The sequence below is a fragment of the Enterococcus sp. C76 genome, assembly GCF_040886985.1.
Lineage (GTDB): Bacteria > Bacillota > Bacilli > Lactobacillales > Enterococcaceae > Enterococcus_B > Enterococcus_B lactis.
On the sequence record NZ_JBFOEY010000003.1, the window covers coordinates 101,797 to 123,147 of the forward strand.

Genomic DNA, 21,351 nt, shown 5'->3' on the forward strand with positions numbered 1-21,351 from the left:
TTACAAAAATTTGAGAAGCAATTTTCGTAAATTCCTTCTTATTTCTTGAAGCTGAACACTTCTGTCACAGCCAATCGAATCAATTATGAAGGGATTTTTTTAGAAACAAATTTTCCATGTTTGCTATGTTCTTTAGTTAAGAAACGTACGTAATGAGCAAGCACGTAGAAGACAACTACACTTGCAAACAGACATTCCGCAATTTTTAAGAAATCTAATACGCTACTATAAATACCTAAACTGTTGAAGTAATGAACAGTAGTAAATAGAGCTGTTGCAGAGATAACAAGTGGGAATGTAAAGGCTGCGTAGCTTGGATAAAAACGAAGCTTGAACAAGCGTGGCAGCATAGACAGCACAACGAAATACAATACTTGAGATAAAACGAACAACGCTACGACAAGATAAAAGTTAGGTTCTGCAAAGTTTTTCAGGTAACCTGTCAGGCAAAGAGAACCAGGTGCTGCAACGATCGTAATCAGCGGACGTGTCGGATGAGCCATATTTCTTACGAAAAAGACGCGTTTGATGATGATTGGCAATAAGAACGCATAGCAGACCAATGAAATCCAAAAGAAGATTTTTCCAATAAGTGGGAAGAAGTTCCCAGCAGTTACAGTGATGACCCCAAACCCAACATAAATGATAAACCAGCTTGGATAAATTGCTTCAATAGAAAGATCAGCTTTGATGACATGGTGATAATTGAAATAAAAGACCAGTATCACTTGGAAAATAACTGCGCACAACCAAATGAATTTGACAATCGGTGCAATACTTTCATATGAAACAAAATAAGTACAAATAACCATGAGTGACATCGTAAAAGTTGGTGAAACGGAGGCGATGATCGGATCATGCAACGTTTGTTTCGTATGCTCAAATAAGATAAACAATTTAACAAAAATGAATATCATAAGAATCATTGAGATACCGCCAGTTAGATTGCCTAAAGCGACATGGTGATAGTCTTTAAACAGATTTCCAAGGGAAGCTAACCCAAGGATCAACCCGCAGATTGGGATCGGAATAATTTTCAAAAAGTTCTTCATATATATATTCTCCTTTTTATTTAATAGATTTTAGTACCAAGATGAACGAATACATTGTAAAATGAATAGGTCTGTATGATTACGAGCAAAGCAGACAGCTGATTGTCTTGTCTGAGTTACTAGTTGGATCAGCAACTGTTTTGTTGTACATTTCTATTATAGATGGTTTTTTGTATATTTAAATCAAATAGTTTTTATAGTAATTATCATAAAAAGTTATGGAAGTGGTGCCATGTTTAAGTTATTAACGACTTTTCGAGCAGTATATGAAACAAGAAATTTTTCTAGAGCAGCAGAAGTACTGTTTTTATCTCAGCCAGCCGTCTCGAATCAAATCAAACAATTAGAGCGGGAGTTGAATATTGATCTTTTTCAGCGTAATGGCAGAAAAGAGATGCTTCCAACTAAGCAAGCCGATTTATTATACGAGCGGACGCTGGTTTTATTAGAAGAATGGGAAGAGACCCAGCAAAAATTGCTCAATGAACAAAATGAAGAAGAAGTATGTCGGATCGTTGCTTCCCACACATTTGCTGTCTATCTTTTGCCTCAGTTGATGAAACATCTGATCAAAAGGTTTCCTAAAGTGCATTTTGAGATCGAGATCGCGAATTCACATGAATCATTAGAACAAGTAGCGAAACATGAATCCGATTTTGGTTTTATCGAAAAGCCATTAGAGACTTCCGGCGTACAAAGGTACTCTTTGATGGAAGACCAGCTAGTCATTGCTGGGGACCCAAAAAGTAAATTGTGGCTTGTAAGAGAAGCAAATTCTGGCGTTTTTCATTACACACAACGTTATTTTGAAGAAATGAACATCCAAGATAAGAAAATGATCGTGAAAAGCAATGATGTGATCGTTGCGTTGCTGAAGGAAGGCATCGGACGCTCGATTTTATCTAAGCGCTCTGTGCCAGAAGACGTGCCAATGATTCCGTTGAATTTCCATCGGTATTTTTATTTCATCCAACGAACCAATCTAGTTTCTGATCAGCTGTTAGAGATTGCTGAAGAGATCCTTCGATACAATGAAAGCACAGAAACTTCTCACAGCGAGGAGAATCTCAGCTGAAAGATAATTGCATGTATCAAAAAAAGTTCTATGATACACTAAAGATAAGCAGTAGGCTTTTGCCTTTCGTTTGCTCAAGCAGCTGCACAAACGGAAAGTTAATTTTTCCCAAATGTCTGTGGAAAGACTTTCCATTATCTAACTGGACCGCTATAATAATCAGCAGTATGGTTTTTAAGAAAAGGGATGAAACATGGAAAAAAAATTAAAAGCTTCGAACGATAATCGTATTGATTATGGCGTGATTTTACCAGTCTTTCTGTTATGTTTGATTGGTCTGCTCTCATTATATGTAGCACTTAGCCATGATCCGAACAATCCAGCAGTCTTGAAAGGCGTAGGGATGCAAGTTGTCTGGTATTTAGTTGGGGCGGCAGCAATCGTCGTCATCATGCATTTGAATTCCAAATGGATTTGGAAACTGACTCCTTACCTTTATGGCTTGGGGTTAGTAGTAATGGGACTCTTACTTGAATTCTATGACAAGAATTTAGCCGATTCTACAGGTTCTAAAAACTGGTTCCGATTCGGTGCGTTCACTTTCCAGCCAGCAGAGCTAATGAAGATCGCGTATATCTTGATGATGGCGCTGATCGTGACCAAACATAATACGCAAGTAAAAGAGCGGACGATGAAATCGGACTTTTGGCTGATTGGGAAGCTCTTGATCGTGACGATACCGGTTTTAGCGTTGATCATGGCTCAAGATGACTTTGGAACGATGCTCGTCTTCCTTGCCATCTTCGGCGGGATATTCTTGATGTCTGGGATCTCTTGGCGCATCATCGCCCCTGTAGTGATCTTGGCAGTAGTCGTTGGTGCAGGAACGATTTTCTTAGTGACGACTGAAGGCGGAAGAGACTTGCTTTACAAAGTTGGTTTCAAATCTTATCAATTTGCACGTATTGATTCATGGCTGGATCCTTTCCATGATACGTCTGGGATGAGTTATCAGCCGGCACAAGGACTTTTGGCAATCGGCACCGGCGGCTTGTTTGGTAAAGGATTCAATGTAAGCAATATTTATGTGCCTGTTCGTGAGTCCGATATGATTTTTACCGTTATCGGTGAAAACTTCGGCTTTATCGGTGGTGCATTCGTCATTTTCTTGTATTTTATTTTGATTTATCGTATGATTCGGGTGTGTTTCGATACGAATAATGAATTTTACGCCTATATCGCAAGCGGTTTGATCATGATGCTGCTGTTCCATGTCTTTGAGAACATTGGAGCAAACATCGGATTACTTCCTTTAACAGGGATCCCATTGCCTTTCATTAGCCAAGGAGGATCTTCGATTTTAGGGAACATGATCGGTATCGGGTTGATATTATCGATGAGATACCAAAATGAAGCACCTGCAAGATCTTCAAGGAGGTAAGAAAATTGTACACCTTTTACTGGTACCCGAAATGTTCAACATGCAAAAAAGCCAAAGCGTGGTTAGACCAGCATGGCGTTAGTTATCAAACTGTTGATATGATCAAAGAAGTGCCGAAGGCCTCAACGATTGAGACTTGGCTAGAAACGAGTCAAGTACCGATCCGTCGCCTGTTCAACACAAGCGGGATGAAATATCGGGAACTTGGACTGAAAGATCAAGTAGGCGAGTTTACGGCTTCAAAAGCAAGCCAAGTCTTATCGACAGATGGCATGCTGATCAAGCGTCCGCTGATCGTGCAAGAGGACCAGCTTGTTGCAATTGGATTCAATGAAAAAATTTATGAAGGAGAACTGATATAAAATGGCAGGCAAACATTTGAAGAAAAAGGACAACCTTTGGATCTTATTTAATGGAAAAGAATACTGTGTTGGTTTGACAAATGAAGCGCAAGAAGAACTGGGAGACATCACGTTTGCCAATCTGCCAAAAGCAGGACAATCGCTAAAAAAAGATGAACCTCTGATCGAAGTCGAAGCGGAAAAAGCGGTCAATGAATTTGCCAGCCCGCTAACGGGTACAGTTTCTTCTGTGAATGATAAAATCGGTGAAGATATCAATATCTTGAATGATTCAGATGAAATGAATGCGTGGATCTTAAGTTTCAAAGATGTTGATCCAAAAGAATTTGACGAATTATAAAATCAGAAAATCACTTGAAAAAAGTTGACACTGATTCTTCCAGTTGCTATAATCATAAACAATCCTATATGAAACGAGAAAGCTTTGAAAAGAAGAGTACATGTCACGGACGTTTGAAGAGAGCCCTGTTTGCTGAAAATGGGTAACGAAAATGAGATGGAAGATGGTCTTAGAGCAGAGTAAGCGAGCGTAAGCAAACTTACTACGGGAGTGCCCGTTACAGCGCGACAGTATACGGAAAGAAGCTAAGTCCAAGTACTGGAAGAGGCTGTTATTGCGAAGTAACAGTAAATCAAGGTGGTAACACGGAAGTTCAAGCTTTCGTCCTTTTGCTTAAGGCAAGAGGGCGAAGGCTTTTTTGTTTGAAAAATCATAAGAGAAAGATGTGAATGGCATGTCATTAATCCAACTAACGAATGTCAAAAAGACATTCAATGGGAAAAACGGAAACATCCAAGCCGTCAATGACGTTTCACTAAACGTTGAAAAAGGGGATATTTATGGAATCGTCGGTTATTCTGGCGCAGGAAAAAGTACATTAGTTCGACTCCTGAATGGACTTGAGCTTCCCACGAGCGGCGAAGTGATCGTAAACGATCAAGATATCACAAAATTAAAAAACAAAGAATTACGTACATTCCGAAAGAAAATCGGTATGATCTTCCAGCATTTCAACCTGTTATGGTCAAGAACTGTACTTGAAAATATCCAGTTGCCGTTAGAATTAGCTGGTGTACCAAAGAGCAAACGCAAAGAACGAGCAGAAGAATTGTTGCGTTTAGTCGGGTTAGAAGGACGCGGACAAGCGTATCCTTCACAACTTTCCGGCGGACAGAAACAACGTGTCGGTATCGCACGAGCATTGGCAAATGATCCTGAGATCTTGCTTTGTGATGAGGCTACGAGTGCATTGGACCCGCAAACAACAGAAGAAGTATTAGACTTATTGTTAGCAATCAATAAGAAATTGAATTTGACCATCGTCTTGATCACACATGAAATGAATGTGATCCGCAAAATCTGCAACAAAGTCGCTGTGATGGAGTTGGGGAAAGTCGTAGAAGAAGGAGACGTATTGACTGTCTTCAGACAACCGAAAAAAGAAGTAACCAAACGTTTTGTACAACAAGACATCGAACCAGAAGCTGATTCGACAGAACTATTAGCTGAACTCATCAAAGAAAATCCAAGCGGCCGTTTGGCAACTTTGACCTTTAGCGAAAGAAATGCCAACGAACCAGTTATTTCCCAAGCGATTCGACGCTATAACATTGATGTCAACGTCGTATACGGGAAAATCAAACAAGTAAAAGAAGGTTCCTTTGGTTCATTGACTGTCTTGATGACAGGTGAAACCAAAGAATTAGATCAAGCAGAAGTATTCATCAAAGAACAAGGAGTAGGAATTGAGGTGATCCATCGTGGATAAAAGCTTTTCAGAAACATATCTAGATTTTAAACAAATCAATCCGGAAACGATGAATCAGGCCATCCTTGATACACTATATATGACATTGATCTCAATGGTCTTAGTGACGATCATCGGATTAGTTTTGGGATTGATTCTTTACTCTATTGGACGCAAAAACAAACCGTATGCTCGAATCATTTACGGGATCGTATCGATCATCAGTAATATTTTCCGGTCAACACCATTTATGATCCTGATGGTTTTGATCATTCCATTTACTAAAGCAATCGTAGGCACTATGCTAGGTGCGCAAGCAGCCATTCCAGCTCTTGTTTTATCCGCGGCACCATTTTATGCCCGTCTAGTAGAGATTGCTTTTCGTGAAGTCAGCCCTGGCGTACTGGAAGCAGCAGATGCAATGGGGGCAAGTTACTGGGAAATCATCTGGAAGGTCTTGATACCTGAAAGTATTCCCGCGTTGATTTCTGGATTAACAGTTACAACAATCTCGATGATCGGATTTACTGCAATGGCCGGCGCGATCGGCGCAGGTGGACTTGGAGGTCTTGCTTGGCAGGAAGGCTACCAGCGTGGTAATCTGACAGTGACATTTGTTGCGACTTTAATTATTTTACTAATCGTATTTATCGTTCAAGGAATCGGTGATTTCTTAACTAAGAAAACAGACAAAAGATAATAGGACATAGGGGGATATAGGATATGAAAAAGAAGATTTTGGGATTTGCAGCAGCGCTTTTGCTGACTGTAGGATTAGCAGCATGCGGTAACAACAGCGACAGCAAAGATTCAGCAAATAAAGCAGACGACACGACATTGAAAGTCGGCGCTTCACCGACACCGCACGCAGAGATTTTGGAACATGTGAAACCATTATTGAAAGATGAAGGAATCGATCTTGAAATCGTCAAATTCGATGACTACGTTTTACCGAACCAATCTTTGGAAGAAGGCGACATCGATGCCAATTACTTCCAGCATATTCCTTATTTGAACAAAGAAATCAAAGAAAAAGGGTATGACTTTGTCAATGCCGGTGCTGTCCACATCGAACCAATGGGCTTGTACTCTAAAAAAGTCAAAGATGTTTCTGAACTAAAAGATGGTGCAACGATCATCACTTCGAATTCTGAATCAGACTGGGGACGCATCATCACGATTTTACAAGATGCTGGGCTAGTCAAAGTCAAAGATGGAGTAGATCTGGAAACAGCAACATTCGATGATATTGCAGAAAACCCTAAGAACTTGAAGTTCAACCATACGATCGACCCATCACTTTTAGCTTCTACGTACCAAAATGATGAAGGTGACCTAGTCGCAATCAATGCAAACTTCGCTTATGGCGCAGGATTGAATCCATTAGAAGATGCCGTATTACTTGAAAAAGACAACTCTCCTTACGTGAATATCATTGCGACTCGCAAAGGGGATGAAGACAGTGATAAAATCAAAAAACTGATTGAAGTGCTTCACCGTAAAGAAGTCCAAGAATGGATCACAGACAAATGGGGCGGCTCTGTTAAACCAGTAAAGGCTGATGCAAAATAAGGAATGAAACAAAAAAGATGAGAAATAAGTCTGTAACGGCTTATTCCTCATCTTTTTTATACCTATTCTAATTTAGAAATCAAAATTGTTTAATAATCAATAAAAGATATTTGATTTTAGTAAGGAAGATCATTGCGCTTCATTCTCAATTAGTCTAAAATGAGTGAGAACGAAAGAGAATTTGGGGGTATAATGCATGTCTGTCTTAGAAATAAAAAATCTACATGTGTCGATCGAGGAAAAAGAAATCCTTAAAGGCGTAAACCTAACAATGAAAACCGGAGAAATTCACGCCATCATGGGACCTAACGGCACAGGAAAATCAACCTTATCTGCCGCTATCATGGGCAATCCAAACTATGAAGTAACAGAAGGCGAAATCTTGTTTGACGGAAAAAATGTTTTAGACTTGGAAGTAGATGAACGTGCACGACTTGGCTTGTTTTTAGCTATGCAATATCCAAGTGAGATACCAGGTATCACGAATGCGGAATTCATGCGTGCAGCAATCAATGCGAAACGTGATGAAAACGACAAGATCTCTGTTATGGCATTTTTGAAAAAGTTAGATGAAAAAATGGCTTTATTGAATATGCCAGAAGAAATGGCTGAACGTTATCTGAACGAAGGTTTTTCTGGCGGGGAAAAGAAACGGAATGAAATCCTACAATTGTTGATGTTAGAACCAACATTTGCGATTTTAGACGAAATCGACTCGGGTCTGGATATCGATGCTTTGAAAGTCGTTGCTAAAGGAGTAAATGAAATGCGCGGAGACAATTTCGGTGCATTGATCATCACCCACTATCAACGATTATTGAACTATATCACACCTGATGTCGTTCACATCATGATGGAAGGTCGAGTAGTCATGACAGGAAATGCTGACTTAGCTAAACGCCTGGAAGCAGAAGGTTACGCTGGAATCAGTAAAGAACTAGGAATCGACTATAAAGAAGAAGAAGCGTAAGGGGGAGCAAGAATGAAAGAAAAAAACTGGCTCGATTATCTTAACGCGGTAAATGATTTTTCTTTAAGTAAAGGCGAACCTGATTGGATGAGAACCTTCCGCCAAGACGCACTAGCGAAAGCAGATGAACTGCCATTGCCGCATATCGATCGGGTGAAATTCCATCGCTGGTCGTTATTCGATGTGAAAGAAACACAAACTATCAGTGAAACAGGCACGATTCCGGCATTTGATGCAATGAAAGATAATCCTGTACTTGTCCAACAAGGTTCATGGACGATTTTTGAACAACTGCCTGTGGAATTAGCAGAAAAGGGAGTCATTTTTACCGACTTGTTCACTGCAATGATCGAATACCCAGAACTAGTCCAAGAATATTATATGAAAAAAGCAGTAAACATGGACGAAGACCAATTGACTGCACTCCATGTAGCTTTTATGAACAGCGGTATTTTCCTGTATGTGCCTAAAAATGTCGTGATCGATGAACCACTCGAGTCCTTATTCATTCAAGATGGCGCATCTGATGAGCACTTCTTCAAGCATGTGTTGATCGTGGCAGATGAACATAGTGAATTTTCTTATCTGGAACGTTTCCAGACAACCAAAGAACAAGTAGCAAAATCATCAGGTAACATCATCGTGGAAGTCATCGCTAAAGCTGGTTCAAAAATCAAATATTCAGCTGTAGATCAATTAGGAGAGAATATTACTTCTTATATGAATCGCCGTGGGCACATTTTACGAGATGCTTCTGTCGACTGGGCAATTGGTGTCATGAATGACGGTCATGTGATCGCTGACTTTGATTCAGATTTAGCAGGAGAAGGTGCACACGCAGAAGTCAAAATCGTGGCAATCAGCTCGGGCAGACAAATCCAAGGAATCGATACACGAGTAACCAATAAAGCCCCTCATACGATCGGGCATATTTTGCAACACGGAGTGATCCGAGAAAAAGGAACATTGACCTTTAACGGTATCGGCCACATCCTGAAAGGGGCAAAAGGTGCAGATGCCCAACAAGAAAGCCGTGTCTTGATGCTTTCTGACAAAGCACGCGGTGACGCGAATCCTATTCTTTTGATCGATGAAAACGAAGTAACTGCTGGGCATGCTGCCAGTGTAGGACGAGTTGATCCAGAAGAAATGTACTATCTGATGAGTCGAGGATTGCATAAAGAAGAAGCAGAGCGCTTAGTGATTCGAGGATTCCTCGGTTCTGTCTTAACAGCAATCCCTGTAGAACAAGTTCGGAAAGAATTAGTCGAAGTAATCGAAGGGAAGTTGAATGGATGATCGATGCTAAAAAGCTACGCAATGATTTTCCTATTTTATTTCAAGACGTCAATGATGAACCTTTCGTTTATCTGGATAATGCAGCGACGACCCAAAAGCCAAAACAAGTGCTCCAGTCATTAGCGCACTATTACGAACACGATAACGCCAATGTTCATCGCGGTGTCCATACGTTAGCAGAACGCGCAACCCATGAGTATGAGCAAGCAAGAGAAAAAGTACGGGCGTTCATCCATGCAGAAGAAACAGCAGAAGTTCTATTTACTCGTGGCACGACGACAAGCTTGAATTGGGTAGCCAGAAGCTTCGGCGACCGCTATATCAAAGCAGGAGACGAGATAGTGCTCTCTTACATGGAACATCATTCTAATGTTATCCCATGGCAGCAGTTGGCAAAACGAACAGGTGCCGTCCTGAAATATATCGATCTAACAGAAGAAGGCTTCCTGGATATGGAGGATGCAGCGAAAAAGATCACGAACAAAACCAAAATCGTCTCCATTGCTCATGTATCCAATGTCTTAGGTGTCATCAATCCTGTTCAAGAATTAGCTGAACTTGTCCATGAAAACGGCGGGGTCATCGTAGTAGATGGTGCACAGTCTGCCCCGCACATGACCATTGATGTTCAAGCACTAGACTGTGATTTCTTTGCTTTCAGCGGACACAAAATGTGCGGACCAACAGGTATCGGTGTTTTATATGGTAAACGAAAATGGTTAGAAGAAATGGAACCTGTTGAATTTGGTGGCGAAATGATCGATTTTGTCGAATTATACGACAGTACATGGAAAGAACTACCTTGGAAATTCGAAGCAGGGACACCAAATATCGCTGGCGCTATCGCATTCGGCCATGCAATCGATTATTTGCAAGAACTCGGCATGGACAATATCCATCGATATGAAGAAGAACTAGCCGCTTATGTGTTGCCAAAATTACAAGCAATCGATGGATTGACTGTTTATGGTCCGCAAGACCCGAATTTTCGGACAGGAGTCGTTGCGTTCAATTTGGATGGGTTACATCCACATGATGTCGCGACAGCTTTAGACATGGAAGGGGTAGCCGTTAGAGCAGGTCATCATTGTGCGCAACCGCTATTGAAGTACCTTGAAGTATCAGCGACTGCTCGCGCCAGCTTTTATTTCTACAACACGACGCACGATGCCGACCGTTTAGTTGAAGCAATCATGGCAACAAAGGAGTTTTTCCAACATGGGACTATCTAAATTAGATAATTTATACCGTCAAGTGATCTTGGATCATTCTTCCCATCCGCATCATCGTGGAAGCTTGACCGACTCGACAAGCAAGATCGAATTGAACAACCCCACATGTGGAGATGTGATCGAATTGCAAGTCGATGTAAAAGACGGAATCATCAAAAATATCGCCTTTGACGGCAGCGGCTGCTCCATCAGTACGGCAAGTGCCTCGATGATGACAGATGCCGTCATTGGAAAATCAATAGAAGAAGCAGAACATTTAACTGTAGACTTTCTACAGCTTGTCCAAGGAAAAGAAGTCCAAGATCCCGACCAATTAGGCGATGCTGCTATGCTTGGTGGTGTAGCTAAATTTCCCGCTCGGATCAAATGTGCGACACTTGCTTGGAAAGCACTAGGAAAAGCAATGGAAAACGATGGTACCGCAGCTTTCCATCATTACCACAAGGAAGAGGAGTGAGAACATGGGCGTACCAGAATTAGAAGAATATAAATTCGGGTTTCACGATGATGTCGAACCGGTTTTCAGTACAGGAGAAGGCTTGACAGAAGAAGTGATCCGTGAGATGTCAAGAATCAAAGGCGAACCAGAATGGATGCTTGAATTCCGTCTGAAATCTCTAGAAACATTCAATAAAATGCCAATGCAAACATGGGGACCCGACCTTTCAGACATCGATTTCGATGCCATCAAATATTACCAAAAACCAAGTGACAAACCCGCTCGTGACTGGGAAGACGTACCAGAAAAAATCAAAGATACATTTGAGAAGATCGGTATCCCAGAAGCAGAACGAGCTTATCTAGCCGGTGCTTCCGCACAATATGAATCAGAAGTCGTGTACCATAATATGAAAGATGAATTCGAAAAATTAGGGATCGTCTTTACTGACACTGACTCTGCTTTGAAAGAATACCCTGAATTATTCAAAGAGTACTTTTCAAAACTTGTACCGCCAACCGACAACAAATTAGCAGCGCTGAATTCAGCCGTATGGTCAGGCGGAACCTTTATTTACGTGCCAAAAGGCGTCAAAGTCGATGTTCCATTACAAACATACTTCCGGATCAATGCGGAAAACACGGGACAATTCGAACGTACGCTGATCATCGTTGACGAAGGAGCAAGCATCCACTATGTCGAAGGCTGTACGGCACCTACTTATTCAAGTAATAGTTTGCATGCCGCCATCGTAGAAATCTTTACAAGAAAAGATGCGTATTGTCGTTACACCACGATCCAAAACTGGTCAGACAATGTGTACAACTTAGTAACCAAACGAGCAAAAGCTTACGAAGGCGCAACCGTTGAATGGATTGACGGAAACCTAGGTGCAAAAACAACGATGAAATACCCAAGTGTTTACTTAGATGGAAAAGGTGCACGAGGCACCATGCTCTCCATCGCCTTTGCAGGAGCAAACCAAATCCAAGATACGGGTGCAAAAATGATCCACAACGCACCAAACACTTCTAGTTCTATCGTCTCTAAATCAATTTCAAAAGACGGCGGCGAAGTAAACTATCGAGGACAAGTAACCTTTGCCAAAAACAGTGCGGGTTCGATCTCTCATATCGAATGTGACACGATCATCATGGACGAATGGTCGAAATCCGATACGATCCCATTCAATGAGATCCACAACAGCCAAGTCTCTTTAGAGCACGAAGCCAAAGTCTCAAAAATCTCAGAAGAACAACTCTACTACCTGATGAGCCGAGGCCTGACCGAATCTGAAGCCACTGAAATGATCGTCATGGGCTTTGTTGAACCATTCACTAAAGAACTCCCAATGGAATATGCAGTCGAACTCAACCGATTGATCAGTTATGAGATGGAAGGGTCTGTGGGGTAATACTTAAATATAGAGGTTGTGACAGAAGTGGGCAGCTTCAAGAAATAAGAAGGAATTTACGAAAATTGCTTCTCAAATTTTTATGAAAATTCGGCTTATTTCCGAAGGAGTTGCTTCTGCTTCCACCGTTTATACGTGTTTAGAGCGTGAGACAAAAGTGTTCTTTACTTTTGTCCCACGCTCTTTTCATAATAAAATGAAGCGAAAATAATTTCTTTTAAAGAGCCGAGAGAGATTATCAGCTATATGAGAGTAAATTTGATGCAAAAAACAGAGCCAAAACAGTCTTAGTGTTCGTAGCTCTGTTTTTTGTTTCAAATTTAAGACAAAGAGTTGGCAAAAGATGTTGATGAGGAAGATAAGATTACTGTGTTATTTAAATTAGGAAAAATACAAACTAGGTAACTAACTGTAACAAGCTAATTTTAAGAGATTCTTATTAGAAGACGTTTAGGAATATTACTAAGAAAATGACTATGCAGGTAATTGTCATTTCAATAATGTTTTCTAATTTTCGCGTCTTTTTTTTAAGAAAAAGGCCAGAATCAGTTGAAAAAAAGTTGGTACGATAGTGAAGTGGGACAAAATTTCCTACTAATATTCCCACTAACAAGAGATAAAGTGGCCAGTTTGGTGTGATTCCTCTATAAAAAAATGCCCACGCTACCGAAATCCCATAGATCAGCAACTGAATGATTTTTACAATGAAAAAAATTTTTTTGCCATTACTCAAGGTCTCTTCCTCCATGTATCGTTTATTTGTTTCATTTTATCATTATGATAGGTGCTTGAACAATACATTTTGTATTTTCTTGAGTACTCTTGGATAAACTACCAGCGATTGTCATATTTATTTATGTTACTGCAAATCATCATAGATTATGATTCCAAAAAGAATCATTGGGAGGCTGTGGCGTAAATATTATATTATAAGCCAGAAATACCTATATCTAGTTATTTCTGGCTTTTTTGATAGAAAAGTGACAGAAGAATAATACAAATAGCCTAATAATAGAATAGTTAATCATTTTTTTCTTAATTGATCATTTTCTTTGCTTCATTTCATTTATGCAAGAGAAGGGTATTTTTTTCTAACTATCATAATGAAAAAACAAACTTTTTCTAATAAAAACAACAAAAAAATGTCTGAAAAATCGGACATAAAAGTGTTTGTTTTTGAGATGGTAACAGGGGTAAAGAAAGGACAAGATTGATAGAACTCGTTCTAATGATTAAACAATTTTGAAGATAACCCAAAAATGAACAGAAAAGACTTAAATATATAAGATATCATTCTCTTTGTTTAAATTACGCAAGAGTATGATATTTTTTCATTGTCTAACTATTATTTTATAAACTTTTTTTATTTTTATAGTAAAAATTTGGAATCCTGTATAAAGGCTTTTATGTTAACATTTAAATGAATGCGCTTTTATATAGTTGGGATTTTGTATAGAGAAGATAAATAAACCATTAAAATTATAAACTTTGTGATGAATTTATAAATCCCGAATCACTTTACTAACTAAAAAAGGAGTCTAGCGTGAAAAAGAAAAAACGATGGCTGATTCCACTGATCGGATTACTCATACTTTTAGGAATAGGAGGAAAATTAGTGATAGACAAGCAAAATAAAGCAGAAAAGTTACAGAAAGAAATGATTGAAGTCGTGAAAAGTGAAGAGGCAAAACAGGTATTTGAAGAAGGTTTGAAGAACTTGGACCCTAAAGCACTGACCCCAGAAGGAGTGATCCAATCTTATGAAATCGATTACGACAGTATAGAACATAATCCGATGGGTGGGATAGATGGGGAATTTATCGTAAATAAGGATAAAAACCTAATCGTTCTTTTCCGTTTAGATAAAGATAGTAATGGTAAGTTTTCTAGTAAGTATGTAATTTCAGGTAATTCTGGAGAGTTAGGCAAAATGTTACACAAGGAGAAGAAAAAATGAGTCTACGTTATTATAGTGATAAAGAACATGTAGAGATTGCGGCGAAAGAGTATGAAGACTGGAAATTAGGATACGACGTATATCTTGAAAATGGTAAATTTTTAGGGATTATATCCCAAGTCATCAACAACCCCTCCGGCGAACAGTCTTTTGTCATCACCCATACGGACCGCTTCGTTTCCCCAGTTGCGCCATTGCCTGAAAGACTGGTGAGATAAATAAAACTAAACAAGGAGTCTAGCGTGAAAAAGAAAAAATGGTGGTTGGTCCCACTGATCGGCGTACTCATACTTTTAGGAATAGGAGGAAAACTAGTGATAGACAAGCAAAATAAAGCAGAAAAGTTACAAAAAGAAATGATCGAAATCGTGAAAAGCGAGGAGGCAAAACAGGTAGTTGAAGAAGGATTGAAGAATTTGGACCCTAAAGCGCTGACCCCAGAAGGAGTGATCCAATCTTATGAAATCGATTACGACAGTATAGAACACAATCCGATGGGTGGGATTATGTTTACAGCATATTTAAATAATGATAAGGAATTGTATCTCCATGATTCTTTGAATAAATATAGAAATGAAGAGTTAGAAGGTGGAGGAAGCGCACTTTCCCCTAAACTTAGCGAATTATTGAAAGAGAGTACAAATAATGACTAGTTATTATAGTGATAAAGAACATGTAGAAATTGCCCAGTTAGAATACAGTAAACTAAGTATAGGACAAGAGCTAAAAATAAAAGATAAAACTAAGACAATCGGCTACGTCTCCCAAGTCATCAACAACCTCTCTGGCGAACAGTCTTTTGTCATCACCCATACGGACCGCTTCGTTTCCCCGGTTGCGCCATTGCCGGAAAGATTGGTGAGATAAATAAAACTAAAAAAGGAGCCTAAATGAAAAAGAATAAATGGTGGTTGGTCCCACTGATCGGCGTACTCATACTTTTAGGAATAGGAGGAAAATTAGTGATAGACAAGCAAAATAAAGCAGAAAAGTTACAAAAAGAAATGATCGAAGTCGTAAAAAGCGAAGAGGCGAAACAGGAGTTTCAGGAGGTATGTAAAAATTTAGATTCAAGAGCATTCACCTCTGGTGGATTAATCCAAACTTATAAAATTGATTATACTACTATGAGGCATAATCCAATGGGCGGAATTAACGTAGTTCTAATAATTAATAACGATGAAGAATTAACCATAGAATATACCCTCAATAAAAACAATGGAAAACTGGAGGCTGGCGGAATTAATTACTCTGGAAAATTAGCTGAGCTACTGGAGGAAGATCATAATGAATGATAAACAAAAAGTCGAGTTAGCTAATAAAGAGTACGATAATTTAAAAATAAAAAATAAAATAGATATAGACAAAGGAAACATATCAATCGGATACGTCTCCCAAGTCATCAACAACCCCTCTGGCGAACAGTCTTTTGTCATCACCCATACGGACCGCTTCGTTTCCCCAGTTGTGCCATTGCCGGAAAGACTGGTGAGATAAATAAAACTAAAAAAGGAGCCTAAATGAAAAAGAAAAAACGATGGCTGATTCCACTGATCGGTATACTCATACTTTTAGGAATAGGAGGAAAATTAGTGATAGACAAGCAAAATAAAGCAGAAAAGTTACAAAAAGAAATGATCGAAGTCGTGAAGAGCGAAGAGGCGAAACAGGTATTTGAAGAAGGTTTGAAGAACTTGGACCCTAAAGCACTGACCCCAGAAGGAGTGATCCAATCTTATGAAATCGATTACAACAGTATAGAACACAATCCGATGGGTGGGATAGATGGAACGATAGTTGTGAATAACGATAAAGAATTATATATTTACTTTCACCTGAATAAAAATAGTAATGGAATTTTTTCTAGTGAATATGTAATTGCAGGAAACTCGAGCAAGTTGGGTACTAATTTGCGTAAGGAGAGAGTAGAATGAGACAAATTTATTATACTGATGCGGAACGTGTGGAAATTGCGAATAAAGAGTATAAAAATTGGAAAGTAAAAGAAGAGGTACGCCTTAAAGATGGAACGTTTTTAGGCTACGTCTCCCAAGTCATCAACAACCTCTCCGGCGAACAGTCTTTTGTCATCACCCATACGGACCGCTTCGTTTCCCCGGTTGCGCCATTGCCGGAAAGATTGGCGGTTAAAGAAGTAACGGTGCTTTATCGCGGTTCGACAGGCTTAGATAAAGTCAAGGAACAAACTGGCGATGTGTGGCAAGACTGGGTCGTCAACAATGTGGATATGGCACGTAAGATCCTCGCGGCTGAACAAGGCGCACCGCCCCCGCAGTTAAGATCGTCTGCGGAGACCTTGAAGGAAGCGATGCGCCATTATCCCAATGCCCAGTTTTTCGTCTATGGTCATTCTTTAGGCTCCATGAATGGACAATATGCTGTCGCTGATTTGTCATTGGAGGAAAGCAGGCGTCTTAGTGGAGGATATTTTTTCCAAGGACCCAATATTTATACGGTATTGACGCCAAGTCAGCGCGTGACCGCTGATCTTCTGACGAGGTCAGGAAAACTGCATAATTATGTCGATGAGAAAGACTTGGTACCAATCGGCTATAGCAAAGACAAGCCAATGGTCGGCCGAATGCGCCCAGTGTTGTCTAAAAAAGTCGGGTGGGTCGACCAGCACATGTGGGGTGGATATCAGTATGACCAATTCGGGAATGTCTTGCTTGATACGAAAGGAGAACCTGATGTGATCGGGTTGGAAACCCAGCAGCGTCTTGCCGGCATCGAAAACGTGAAGAGACACTTTCTAGCAAAAGGCAGTCTATCTTCTGCTCAAAAAATATTTTTGGATGCATCACAAGCCAAAGCGATTACTAGTGGGTACAAAAAAACAGTGGAGACAGAAATTAGTGAATTAAAGAAATGGTTCCAAACAGAAATCAAAAATGCCAATGAATTATGGCAAACGACAAAATTAGACGCCCGCTATTGGGGAGCAAGTTTGACACATTATGAAGAACTGGAAGCACTTGATTCTTGGGGAGTAACGGAACGGAGTATACGGATAGACCCAGTAAATGAATATGAACGAACAGTAGCAACGCTTAGAAAATCAGAAGAAGAGCTTGAAAGGCTGTTAAGAAACATTGAACAAACGATCAATAGGCAAGTAGATTCTGATCATGAGCTCAGCCATTACTTATTTTAGAGGTGAATAAATGGAACAAGAAATCAGAAGGAAAATAGAAGAAACCGAAGAAATTTATCGTAAAAATCGTGTAGCATTAGAAAATCATCTGGATTATCTGTCGAATGAGCAAAGAAAATTTCAACGCTATTTAGAAAATATCTCTGTGCAAATCAATGCCACCGCTAAACATTATGAGACCAACCCTCCCGAAAATAAAAGGGCAGTCTATCGTCTCTTAGAACAAGCAAGTGAAGAGTCACGGCAACGAACACGAGCAACCCAACGGAATCTGGAAGAACGACTACATGAAAATCAATCTATATATAACAAAAAGATCCGTCAGTATGAAGAAGAATACAGAAAATCAAAAAGAGAGGGAGAATCCTATGTTTGAATTCGATTGGATCATGAATGGTGTAGATGCTTTACTTGAAGGAGCAAATAATGAATTAATCCAGCAACGAAAGAATCTGGAAAAACAACTCATCCGTTTACTTGTAGCAAGTCCCAGCAAAGCTACATCCCAAACTAGAAAATCCCTCACACGAGAAAGAAAAAGCCAAGGAGCAACTAAACTGAAGAATGCCAGTGATACCTATAAAAACAATGTTTCTGTTGCCGCCAAAGGCCAATGGGTAGATGCGGCATTAGACAACGTTCAAAGCGTCTCGGATCGGTTAATGAGGTTGTGAGAGCAGTGCTTCTCCAGAATAAAAATCTCTGTCTAATCAAATTTTTCGATTAGGCAGAGATTTTTATTTATTTGACGACTTTCATCTCAAAGCTTTTTCAATTAACTTGACCCATGTTTTTTGGATAAGATCATGTGCATTGATTTTGCTATCTCTACGTTCATCTCCTACTTAATGCCTATCTGGCTCCTGAGGGGTTCTTTTTAAGGCGTCGTCATAGTTTTGGCTGAGAATCTCTTGATAATCTGAGGGAATGGCTTCCCAAGAGAGCAGGCGAACGTTCATGACGTGTTTTCCTTTGTGTTTGATTACAGCATGATTCTTACCATTTTCTACCTCGCCAGCGTGAAAAGACAGCCACGTACCATGACCAAAGATATCATTACATACCCAATGTTCGATGGAATTGTCTACGTATCCTACAGGGAGTGTGGTATAGCCGATTTGTGGTTTCAAAAAAGGGTTGAATCGATCAACCGTTTCATTTTTGTATTGATAATTGATAAGAAAAAGATAGACCAAACATAAGACGAGCAGAAAGAAAGATAGTGTCTTTTTGAGTGATAAGGATTGTTTTGATGAATAAGATTTCTTGATAACAAGAGGTTCATCCGACAATGTTGGTTCTATTGATTCGGCAGTTGGCTCAATAGAAGGAAAATCAATCGGCAGATCTAAAGTCTGATGTAAAAGTGACAGCATTTCAAGATCTGGCATTGTACGAGAATTTTCCCAACTAGAAATCGTTTTATCGGAAACACCGATTTTTTCGCCTAATTCTTTTTGCGTAAGGTTACAATTTCTGCGGTAAGTTCGTATTTTTTCTCCGATGTTCATCTTCTTCTCCTTTCGATTCTACAGTATATAGATTTATTCTACATGACCTATACACTTGATAGATACGTTTTTTTGATGAAAAACGGTATGATTTTATCAAAGAATAGTTTTAAGGAAAGGAGAGTGGTGATAATCAAAAAAAAGTTCACAGTTTTACTCACAATCATAGTGACCGGTATCATGATTGGTTTTGCCTTAGTTAGTATAAATAAACAGGTACTCTATCGGACAAATGAATTTTTCCACCAAACAGATGCTTATACTCCGATTCGATTGCCACAACATTTTATTGAGCGAGAAGAATATGAGCAGTTAATCATGGTATTTGAAAATGTATCTTCAGAAACTGAGCTTTCTTATATGAAAAAAACAGTAAATGAATCCAATGAAGTAGATACATCTTGGAACTTCAAGATACAGCCAAAGCTTGAAATGACATTGTATTATCAAGGGAATGTCAAATCTTCTCACGAGAAGGTACCCTATTCTAATACCTCCTTTCACGTAATGTCCATTGAAGAATCGATCAAAATAAAAGATTTTGAAGGTGAATTTTTCTTGATGACGAGAGAAAAAGAAGACTATGAACGGTTCATTTCACTATTTGTGGAACGATTCAATCAAGCATTTCACACTGGTTATGCGACTGATGTTTTTGAAGATTTTGAAAATAGCTATCTGTATTCGGTTATTTCAAGTACAGACGTATATAATTATCGAGTGTATTTAACTATTGGGTTGATTCTTTTATTCCTTTTGTTACCATCCTTTTTCTTATTGATGAATAAAGAAATCAGTTTATTGTTGAATAATGGCTTTTCATTACATCAAGTATTGTGGTGTTTATTGGGGAAAAAGAAAATCATTACTACATTCATAATTGCAGGAATTATTGGTGGTTTTATTTTTATGTATTATAAGGAGCAATTTCTTTATTTGTTCCAGATGTACGTTTTCTTGTTCAGCGGAATATATGGTATCTCTTTGTTTTCTCTTTTATTAGTTGAAAAAATCGCTTCGTTAAGAGAAGCGTTCAACTATATCCAATACATTCTTTTTACATTTGGATTGTTGTTTTCTCTTCTTTTGACCGTTGCCAATGTCGAATTAGCAACTATCGTTTTTTCTTCTTCACAGTTAGCTGTTTCCCATGAACCGCCAAAAGAAATCGCTGATGAAGACTATCATGTGTTTTATCCAGTAACGATCGGGAAAAACCATGTGGATTTTATTTATTCCAATCGTTTTGCATCAGCAGCAGATCAGGAATTATATGAAACTTTGAATAAAAACGGAAGTATATTAGTCAATGTATCAGATTACTTGAATGAAGAAAACGAACAGTTTGGCAGAGGGATAAAAATAAATCTAAATTATCTTAAGAAATTTCCTTTGGTTGATGTCTCTGGAAGGTTGATCCAAATAACCGAAGAAGAAACACACCCTGTTATATTGATCCCTGAACGATATAGATATACAGATTTAAAAGATGACCTAGCTAAAATAACAGAATATTATCAAGAAATCAGTGAAAAAGAACCGAAATTTCTATTTATAAAAAACAATCAACCCATTTATACATTTATTCCTTCTATCCCATGGATCGAACATTATCCGGTTGTTGAAATACTGACATTGAAAAACAGTACGTATTGGGAAAGGAATATTCTCAGCGGAGAAATCTATCCACCGTTAAAGATCAAGATAGGCTCTTTGTCGAAAGAAAGGTTATTTGAGCTGATTGAAGAAAGTCAGTTACGTGATAACTTGCAGTTATCATTTCCGTATCCTCAGACTGAAGAGATAGCTGTCAAAGTGTTAAGCAGATCATTTCATTACTTGATACAGATATTTTTACTCACTTTCTTTTCTTTCTTCTTGTTGAGCTATGTCATGTTATGCATATATTTTGTCTACAATTGTCGGAAAATCGCTATCTTTCGTTCAAGTGGTTATGCGCTCTTTGAAACGTATAAAAATTTCTTCATGATGAACCTCATCAAATGGGGAACGACAAGTGTAATCTTCCTTTTTCTTATAGAAAGAGAGCCTAAATATCTTTTTAATATTATTTTCTTTAGTTTCATTGATTCTATTCTTTCAGTTGTTTTTATTTTGTCTACAGAAAAGAAAAGTCAGTTATTGTTGATGAATGGAGGTTAAC

The 21,351-nt window shown here is 38.9% G+C and carries 26 protein-coding genes and 1 other annotated feature; of the genes, 23 read left to right on the forward strand and 3 right to left on the reverse strand.

Annotated features, from left to right (window positions below; genetic code table 11):
* Positions 1-83: 83 nt before the first annotated feature.
* Positions 84-1,052 (reverse strand): TDT family transporter, encoded by a 969-nt coding sequence (locus AB3I00_RS05175; protein ID WP_002344550.1) that lies wholly within the window; start codon positions 1,050-1,052, stop codon positions 84-86.
* A gap of 232 nt (positions 1,053-1,284) precedes the next feature.
* Between AB3I00_RS05175 and AB3I00_RS05180 the strand changes: the two genes are divergently transcribed.
* The 12 genes from AB3I00_RS05180 to sufB all read left to right on the forward strand — a co-directional run bounded on the left by AB3I00_RS05180 (position 1,285) and on the right by sufB (position 12,544).
* Positions 1,285-2,127, forward strand: a complete 843-nt coding sequence (locus tag AB3I00_RS05180) for a LysR family transcriptional regulator (protein WP_002375016.1) — start codon at positions 1,285-1,287, stop codon at positions 2,125-2,127.
* 193 nt (positions 2,128-2,320) lie between these two features.
* Positions 2,321-3,508: an FtsW/RodA/SpoVE family cell cycle protein gene (locus tag AB3I00_RS05185; protein ID WP_002312069.1), complete on the forward strand. Its 1,188-nt coding sequence runs from the start codon at positions 2,321-2,323 to the stop codon at positions 3,506-3,508.
* Between the two features lie 5 nt (positions 3,509-3,513).
* Complete coding sequence (locus tag AB3I00_RS05190; protein ID WP_002308244.1) at positions 3,514-3,870, forward strand: arsenate reductase family protein; 357 nt, start codon at positions 3,514-3,516, stop codon at positions 3,868-3,870.
* 1 nt (position 3,871) lies between these two features.
* Positions 3,872-4,210: a glycine cleavage system protein H gene (locus tag AB3I00_RS05195; protein ID WP_002291179.1), complete on the forward strand. Its 339-nt coding sequence runs from the start codon at positions 3,872-3,874 to the stop codon at positions 4,208-4,210.
* A gap of 75 nt (positions 4,211-4,285) precedes the next feature.
* Positions 4,286-4,542 (forward strand) — a binding site (T-box leader).
* Positions 4,543-4,604: 62 nt separating this feature from the next.
* Positions 4,605-5,639, forward strand: a complete 1,035-nt coding sequence (locus tag AB3I00_RS05200) for a methionine ABC transporter ATP-binding protein (RefSeq protein ID WP_002304234.1) — start codon at positions 4,605-4,607, stop codon at positions 5,637-5,639.
* Positions 5,632-6,318, forward strand: a complete 687-nt coding sequence (locus tag AB3I00_RS05205; RefSeq protein WP_002287674.1) for a methionine ABC transporter permease — start codon at positions 5,632-5,634, stop codon at positions 6,316-6,318. The genes AB3I00_RS05200 and AB3I00_RS05205 overlap by 8 nt, the downstream gene beginning before the upstream one ends.
* A 23-nt stretch (positions 6,319-6,341) precedes the next feature.
* Positions 6,342-7,190, forward strand: coding sequence for a MetQ/NlpA family ABC transporter substrate-binding protein (locus tag AB3I00_RS05210; RefSeq protein WP_002344546.1), 849 nt, complete (start codon positions 6,342-6,344; stop codon positions 7,188-7,190).
* A gap of 196 nt (positions 7,191-7,386) precedes the next feature.
* On the forward strand, positions 7,387-8,160 hold the full coding sequence (sufC, locus tag AB3I00_RS05215; protein WP_002287679.1) for a Fe-S cluster assembly ATPase SufC: 774 nt from the start codon (positions 7,387-7,389) through the stop codon (positions 8,158-8,160).
* Positions 8,161-8,172: 12 nt separating this feature from the next.
* Positions 8,173-9,459 carry a Fe-S cluster assembly protein SufD gene (gene sufD, locus AB3I00_RS05220; RefSeq protein ID WP_086285778.1) on the forward strand — a complete coding sequence of 429 codons (1,287 nt, stop codon included), beginning with the start codon at positions 8,173-8,175 and terminating at the stop codon, positions 9,457-9,459.
* Complete coding sequence (locus AB3I00_RS05225) at positions 9,456-10,691, forward strand: cysteine desulfurase (protein ID WP_002314567.1); 1,236 nt, start codon at positions 9,456-9,458, stop codon at positions 10,689-10,691. The genes sufD and AB3I00_RS05225 overlap by 4 nt, the downstream gene beginning before the upstream one ends.
* Positions 10,678-11,148 carry a Fe-S cluster assembly sulfur transfer protein SufU gene (gene sufU, locus AB3I00_RS05230; protein ID WP_002308248.1) on the forward strand — a complete coding sequence of 157 codons (471 nt, stop codon included), beginning with the start codon at positions 10,678-10,680 and terminating at the stop codon, positions 11,146-11,148. The genes AB3I00_RS05225 and sufU overlap by 14 nt, the downstream gene beginning before the upstream one ends.
* 4 nt (positions 11,149-11,152) lie before the next feature.
* Positions 11,153-12,544, forward strand: coding sequence for a Fe-S cluster assembly protein SufB (gene sufB / locus AB3I00_RS05235; RefSeq protein ID WP_002287686.1), 1,392 nt, complete (start codon positions 11,153-11,155; stop codon positions 12,542-12,544).
* Positions 12,545-12,983: 439 nt separating this feature from the next.
* On the opposite strand, the gene AB3I00_RS05240 is transcribed toward sufB, so the two are convergent.
* Positions 12,984-13,277 (reverse strand): hypothetical protein, encoded by a 294-nt coding sequence (locus AB3I00_RS05240; protein WP_104764364.1) that lies wholly within the window; start codon positions 13,275-13,277, stop codon positions 12,984-12,986.
* An 810-nt stretch (positions 13,278-14,087) separates the two neighbouring features.
* On the opposite strand from AB3I00_RS05240, the gene AB3I00_RS05245 reads away from it, so the two are divergent.
* The 10 genes from AB3I00_RS05245 to AB3I00_RS05290 are packed head-to-tail and all read left to right on the forward strand — an operon-like array spanning position 14,088 to position 18,350.
* Entirely contained in the window at positions 14,088-14,501 is a 414-nt protein-coding gene (locus AB3I00_RS05245) for a DUF1310 family protein (RefSeq protein ID WP_368024854.1), read from the forward strand.
* A complete protein-coding gene (locus AB3I00_RS05250) occupies positions 14,498-14,719 on the forward strand; it encodes a hypothetical protein (protein WP_368024855.1) in 222 nt (73 codons plus the stop codon). The genes AB3I00_RS05245 and AB3I00_RS05250 overlap by 4 nt, the downstream gene beginning before the upstream one ends.
* 24 nt (positions 14,720-14,743) lie before the next feature.
* Positions 14,744-15,154, forward strand: coding sequence for a DUF1310 family protein (locus AB3I00_RS05255; RefSeq protein ID WP_368024857.1), 411 nt, complete (start codon positions 14,744-14,746; stop codon positions 15,152-15,154).
* Entirely contained in the window at positions 15,147-15,368 is a 222-nt protein-coding gene (locus AB3I00_RS05260; RefSeq protein WP_104764366.1) for a hypothetical protein, read from the forward strand. The genes AB3I00_RS05255 and AB3I00_RS05260 overlap by 8 nt, the downstream gene beginning before the upstream one ends.
* Before the next feature lie 23 nt (positions 15,369-15,391).
* A complete protein-coding gene (locus AB3I00_RS05265; RefSeq protein ID WP_368024858.1) occupies positions 15,392-15,796 on the forward strand; it encodes a DUF1310 family protein in 405 nt (134 codons plus the stop codon).
* Entirely contained in the window at positions 15,789-15,998 is a 210-nt protein-coding gene (locus tag AB3I00_RS05270) for a hypothetical protein (protein ID WP_123838152.1), read from the forward strand. The genes AB3I00_RS05265 and AB3I00_RS05270 overlap by 8 nt, the downstream gene beginning before the upstream one ends.
* A 23-nt stretch (positions 15,999-16,021) precedes the next feature.
* On the forward strand, positions 16,022-16,435 hold the full coding sequence (locus tag AB3I00_RS05275) for a DUF1310 family protein (protein WP_368024859.1): 414 nt from the start codon (positions 16,022-16,024) through the stop codon (positions 16,433-16,435).
* Positions 16,432-17,676, forward strand: a complete 1,245-nt coding sequence (locus AB3I00_RS05280; protein WP_086285791.1) for a hypothetical protein — start codon at positions 16,432-16,434, stop codon at positions 17,674-17,676. Before AB3I00_RS05275 ends, AB3I00_RS05280 begins: the two co-directional genes overlap by 4 nt.
* Before the next feature lie 10 nt (positions 17,677-17,686).
* Positions 17,687-18,052, forward strand: a complete 366-nt coding sequence (locus AB3I00_RS05285) for a hypothetical protein (RefSeq protein WP_010732001.1) — start codon at positions 17,687-17,689, stop codon at positions 18,050-18,052.
* On the forward strand, positions 18,045-18,350 hold the full coding sequence (locus tag AB3I00_RS05290; protein WP_086310461.1) for a hypothetical protein: 306 nt from the start codon (positions 18,045-18,047) through the stop codon (positions 18,348-18,350). Before AB3I00_RS05285 ends, AB3I00_RS05290 begins: the two co-directional genes overlap by 8 nt.
* Before the next feature lie 171 nt (positions 18,351-18,521).
* Here AB3I00_RS05290 and AB3I00_RS05295 read toward each other — a convergent pair whose 3' ends face one another.
* Positions 18,522-19,187 carry a helix-turn-helix domain-containing protein gene (locus tag AB3I00_RS05295; protein ID WP_368024860.1) on the reverse strand — a complete coding sequence of 222 codons (666 nt, stop codon included), beginning with the start codon at positions 19,185-19,187 and terminating at the stop codon, positions 18,522-18,524.
* A 126-nt stretch (positions 19,188-19,313) separates the two neighbouring features.
* Between AB3I00_RS05295 and AB3I00_RS05300 the strand changes: the two genes are divergently transcribed.
* Complete coding sequence (locus tag AB3I00_RS05300) at positions 19,314-21,350, forward strand: DUF1430 domain-containing protein (protein ID WP_368024861.1); 2,037 nt, start codon at positions 19,314-19,316, stop codon at positions 21,348-21,350.
* The last annotated feature ends 1 nt before the right edge of the window (position 21,351 follow it).

Excerpts from the sequence above, each read along its gene's own strand:
- AB3I00_RS05185 (WP_002312069.1), top strand. The coding sequence starts at position 2,321 with ATGGAAAAAAAATTAAAAGCTTCGAACGATAATCGTATTGATTATGGC.
- AB3I00_RS05295 (WP_368024860.1), bottom strand. The coding sequence starts at position 19,187 with ATGAACATCGGAGAAAAAATACGAACTTACCGCAGAAATTGTAACCTT.
- AB3I00_RS05290 (WP_086310461.1), top strand. The coding sequence starts at position 18,045 with ATGTTTGAATTCGATTGGATCATGAATGGTGTAGATGCTTTACTTGAA.
- sufB (WP_002287686.1), top strand. The coding sequence starts at position 11,153 with ATGGGCGTACCAGAATTAGAAGAATATAAATTCGGGTTTCACGATGAT.
- AB3I00_RS05265 (WP_368024858.1), top strand. The coding sequence starts at position 15,392 with ATGAAAAAGAATAAATGGTGGTTGGTCCCACTGATCGGCGTACTCATA.
- AB3I00_RS05210 (WP_002344546.1), top strand. The coding sequence starts at position 6,342 with ATGAAAAAGAAGATTTTGGGATTTGCAGCAGCGCTTTTGCTGACTGTA.
- AB3I00_RS05225 (WP_002314567.1), top strand. The coding sequence starts at position 9,456 with ATGATCGATGCTAAAAAGCTACGCAATGATTTTCCTATTTTATTTCAA.
- AB3I00_RS05195 (WP_002291179.1), top strand. The coding sequence starts at position 3,872 with ATGGCAGGCAAACATTTGAAGAAAAAGGACAACCTTTGGATCTTATTT.
- AB3I00_RS05250 (WP_368024855.1), top strand. The coding sequence starts at position 14,498 with ATGAGTCTACGTTATTATAGTGATAAAGAACATGTAGAGATTGCGGCG.
- AB3I00_RS05260 (WP_104764366.1), top strand. The coding sequence starts at position 15,147 with ATGACTAGTTATTATAGTGATAAAGAACATGTAGAAATTGCCCAGTTA.
- AB3I00_RS05270 (WP_123838152.1), top strand. The coding sequence starts at position 15,789 with ATGAATGATAAACAAAAAGTCGAGTTAGCTAATAAAGAGTACGATAAT.
- sufD (WP_086285778.1), top strand. The coding sequence starts at position 8,173 with ATGAAAGAAAAAAACTGGCTCGATTATCTTAACGCGGTAAATGATTTT.
- sufC (WP_002287679.1), top strand. The coding sequence starts at position 7,387 with ATGTCTGTCTTAGAAATAAAAAATCTACATGTGTCGATCGAGGAAAAA.
- AB3I00_RS05175 (WP_002344550.1), bottom strand. The coding sequence starts at position 1,052 with ATGAAGAACTTTTTGAAAATTATTCCGATCCCAATCTGCGGGTTGATC.
- AB3I00_RS05275 (WP_368024859.1), top strand. The coding sequence starts at position 16,022 with ATGAAAAAGAAAAAACGATGGCTGATTCCACTGATCGGTATACTCATA.
- AB3I00_RS05280 (WP_086285791.1), top strand. The coding sequence starts at position 16,432 with ATGAGACAAATTTATTATACTGATGCGGAACGTGTGGAAATTGCGAAT.
- AB3I00_RS05200 (WP_002304234.1), top strand. The coding sequence starts at position 4,605 with ATGTCATTAATCCAACTAACGAATGTCAAAAAGACATTCAATGGGAAA.
- sufU (WP_002308248.1), top strand. The coding sequence starts at position 10,678 with ATGGGACTATCTAAATTAGATAATTTATACCGTCAAGTGATCTTGGAT.
- AB3I00_RS05285 (WP_010732001.1), top strand. The coding sequence starts at position 17,687 with ATGGAACAAGAAATCAGAAGGAAAATAGAAGAAACCGAAGAAATTTAT.
- AB3I00_RS05180 (WP_002375016.1), top strand. The coding sequence starts at position 1,285 with ATGTTTAAGTTATTAACGACTTTTCGAGCAGTATATGAAACAAGAAAT.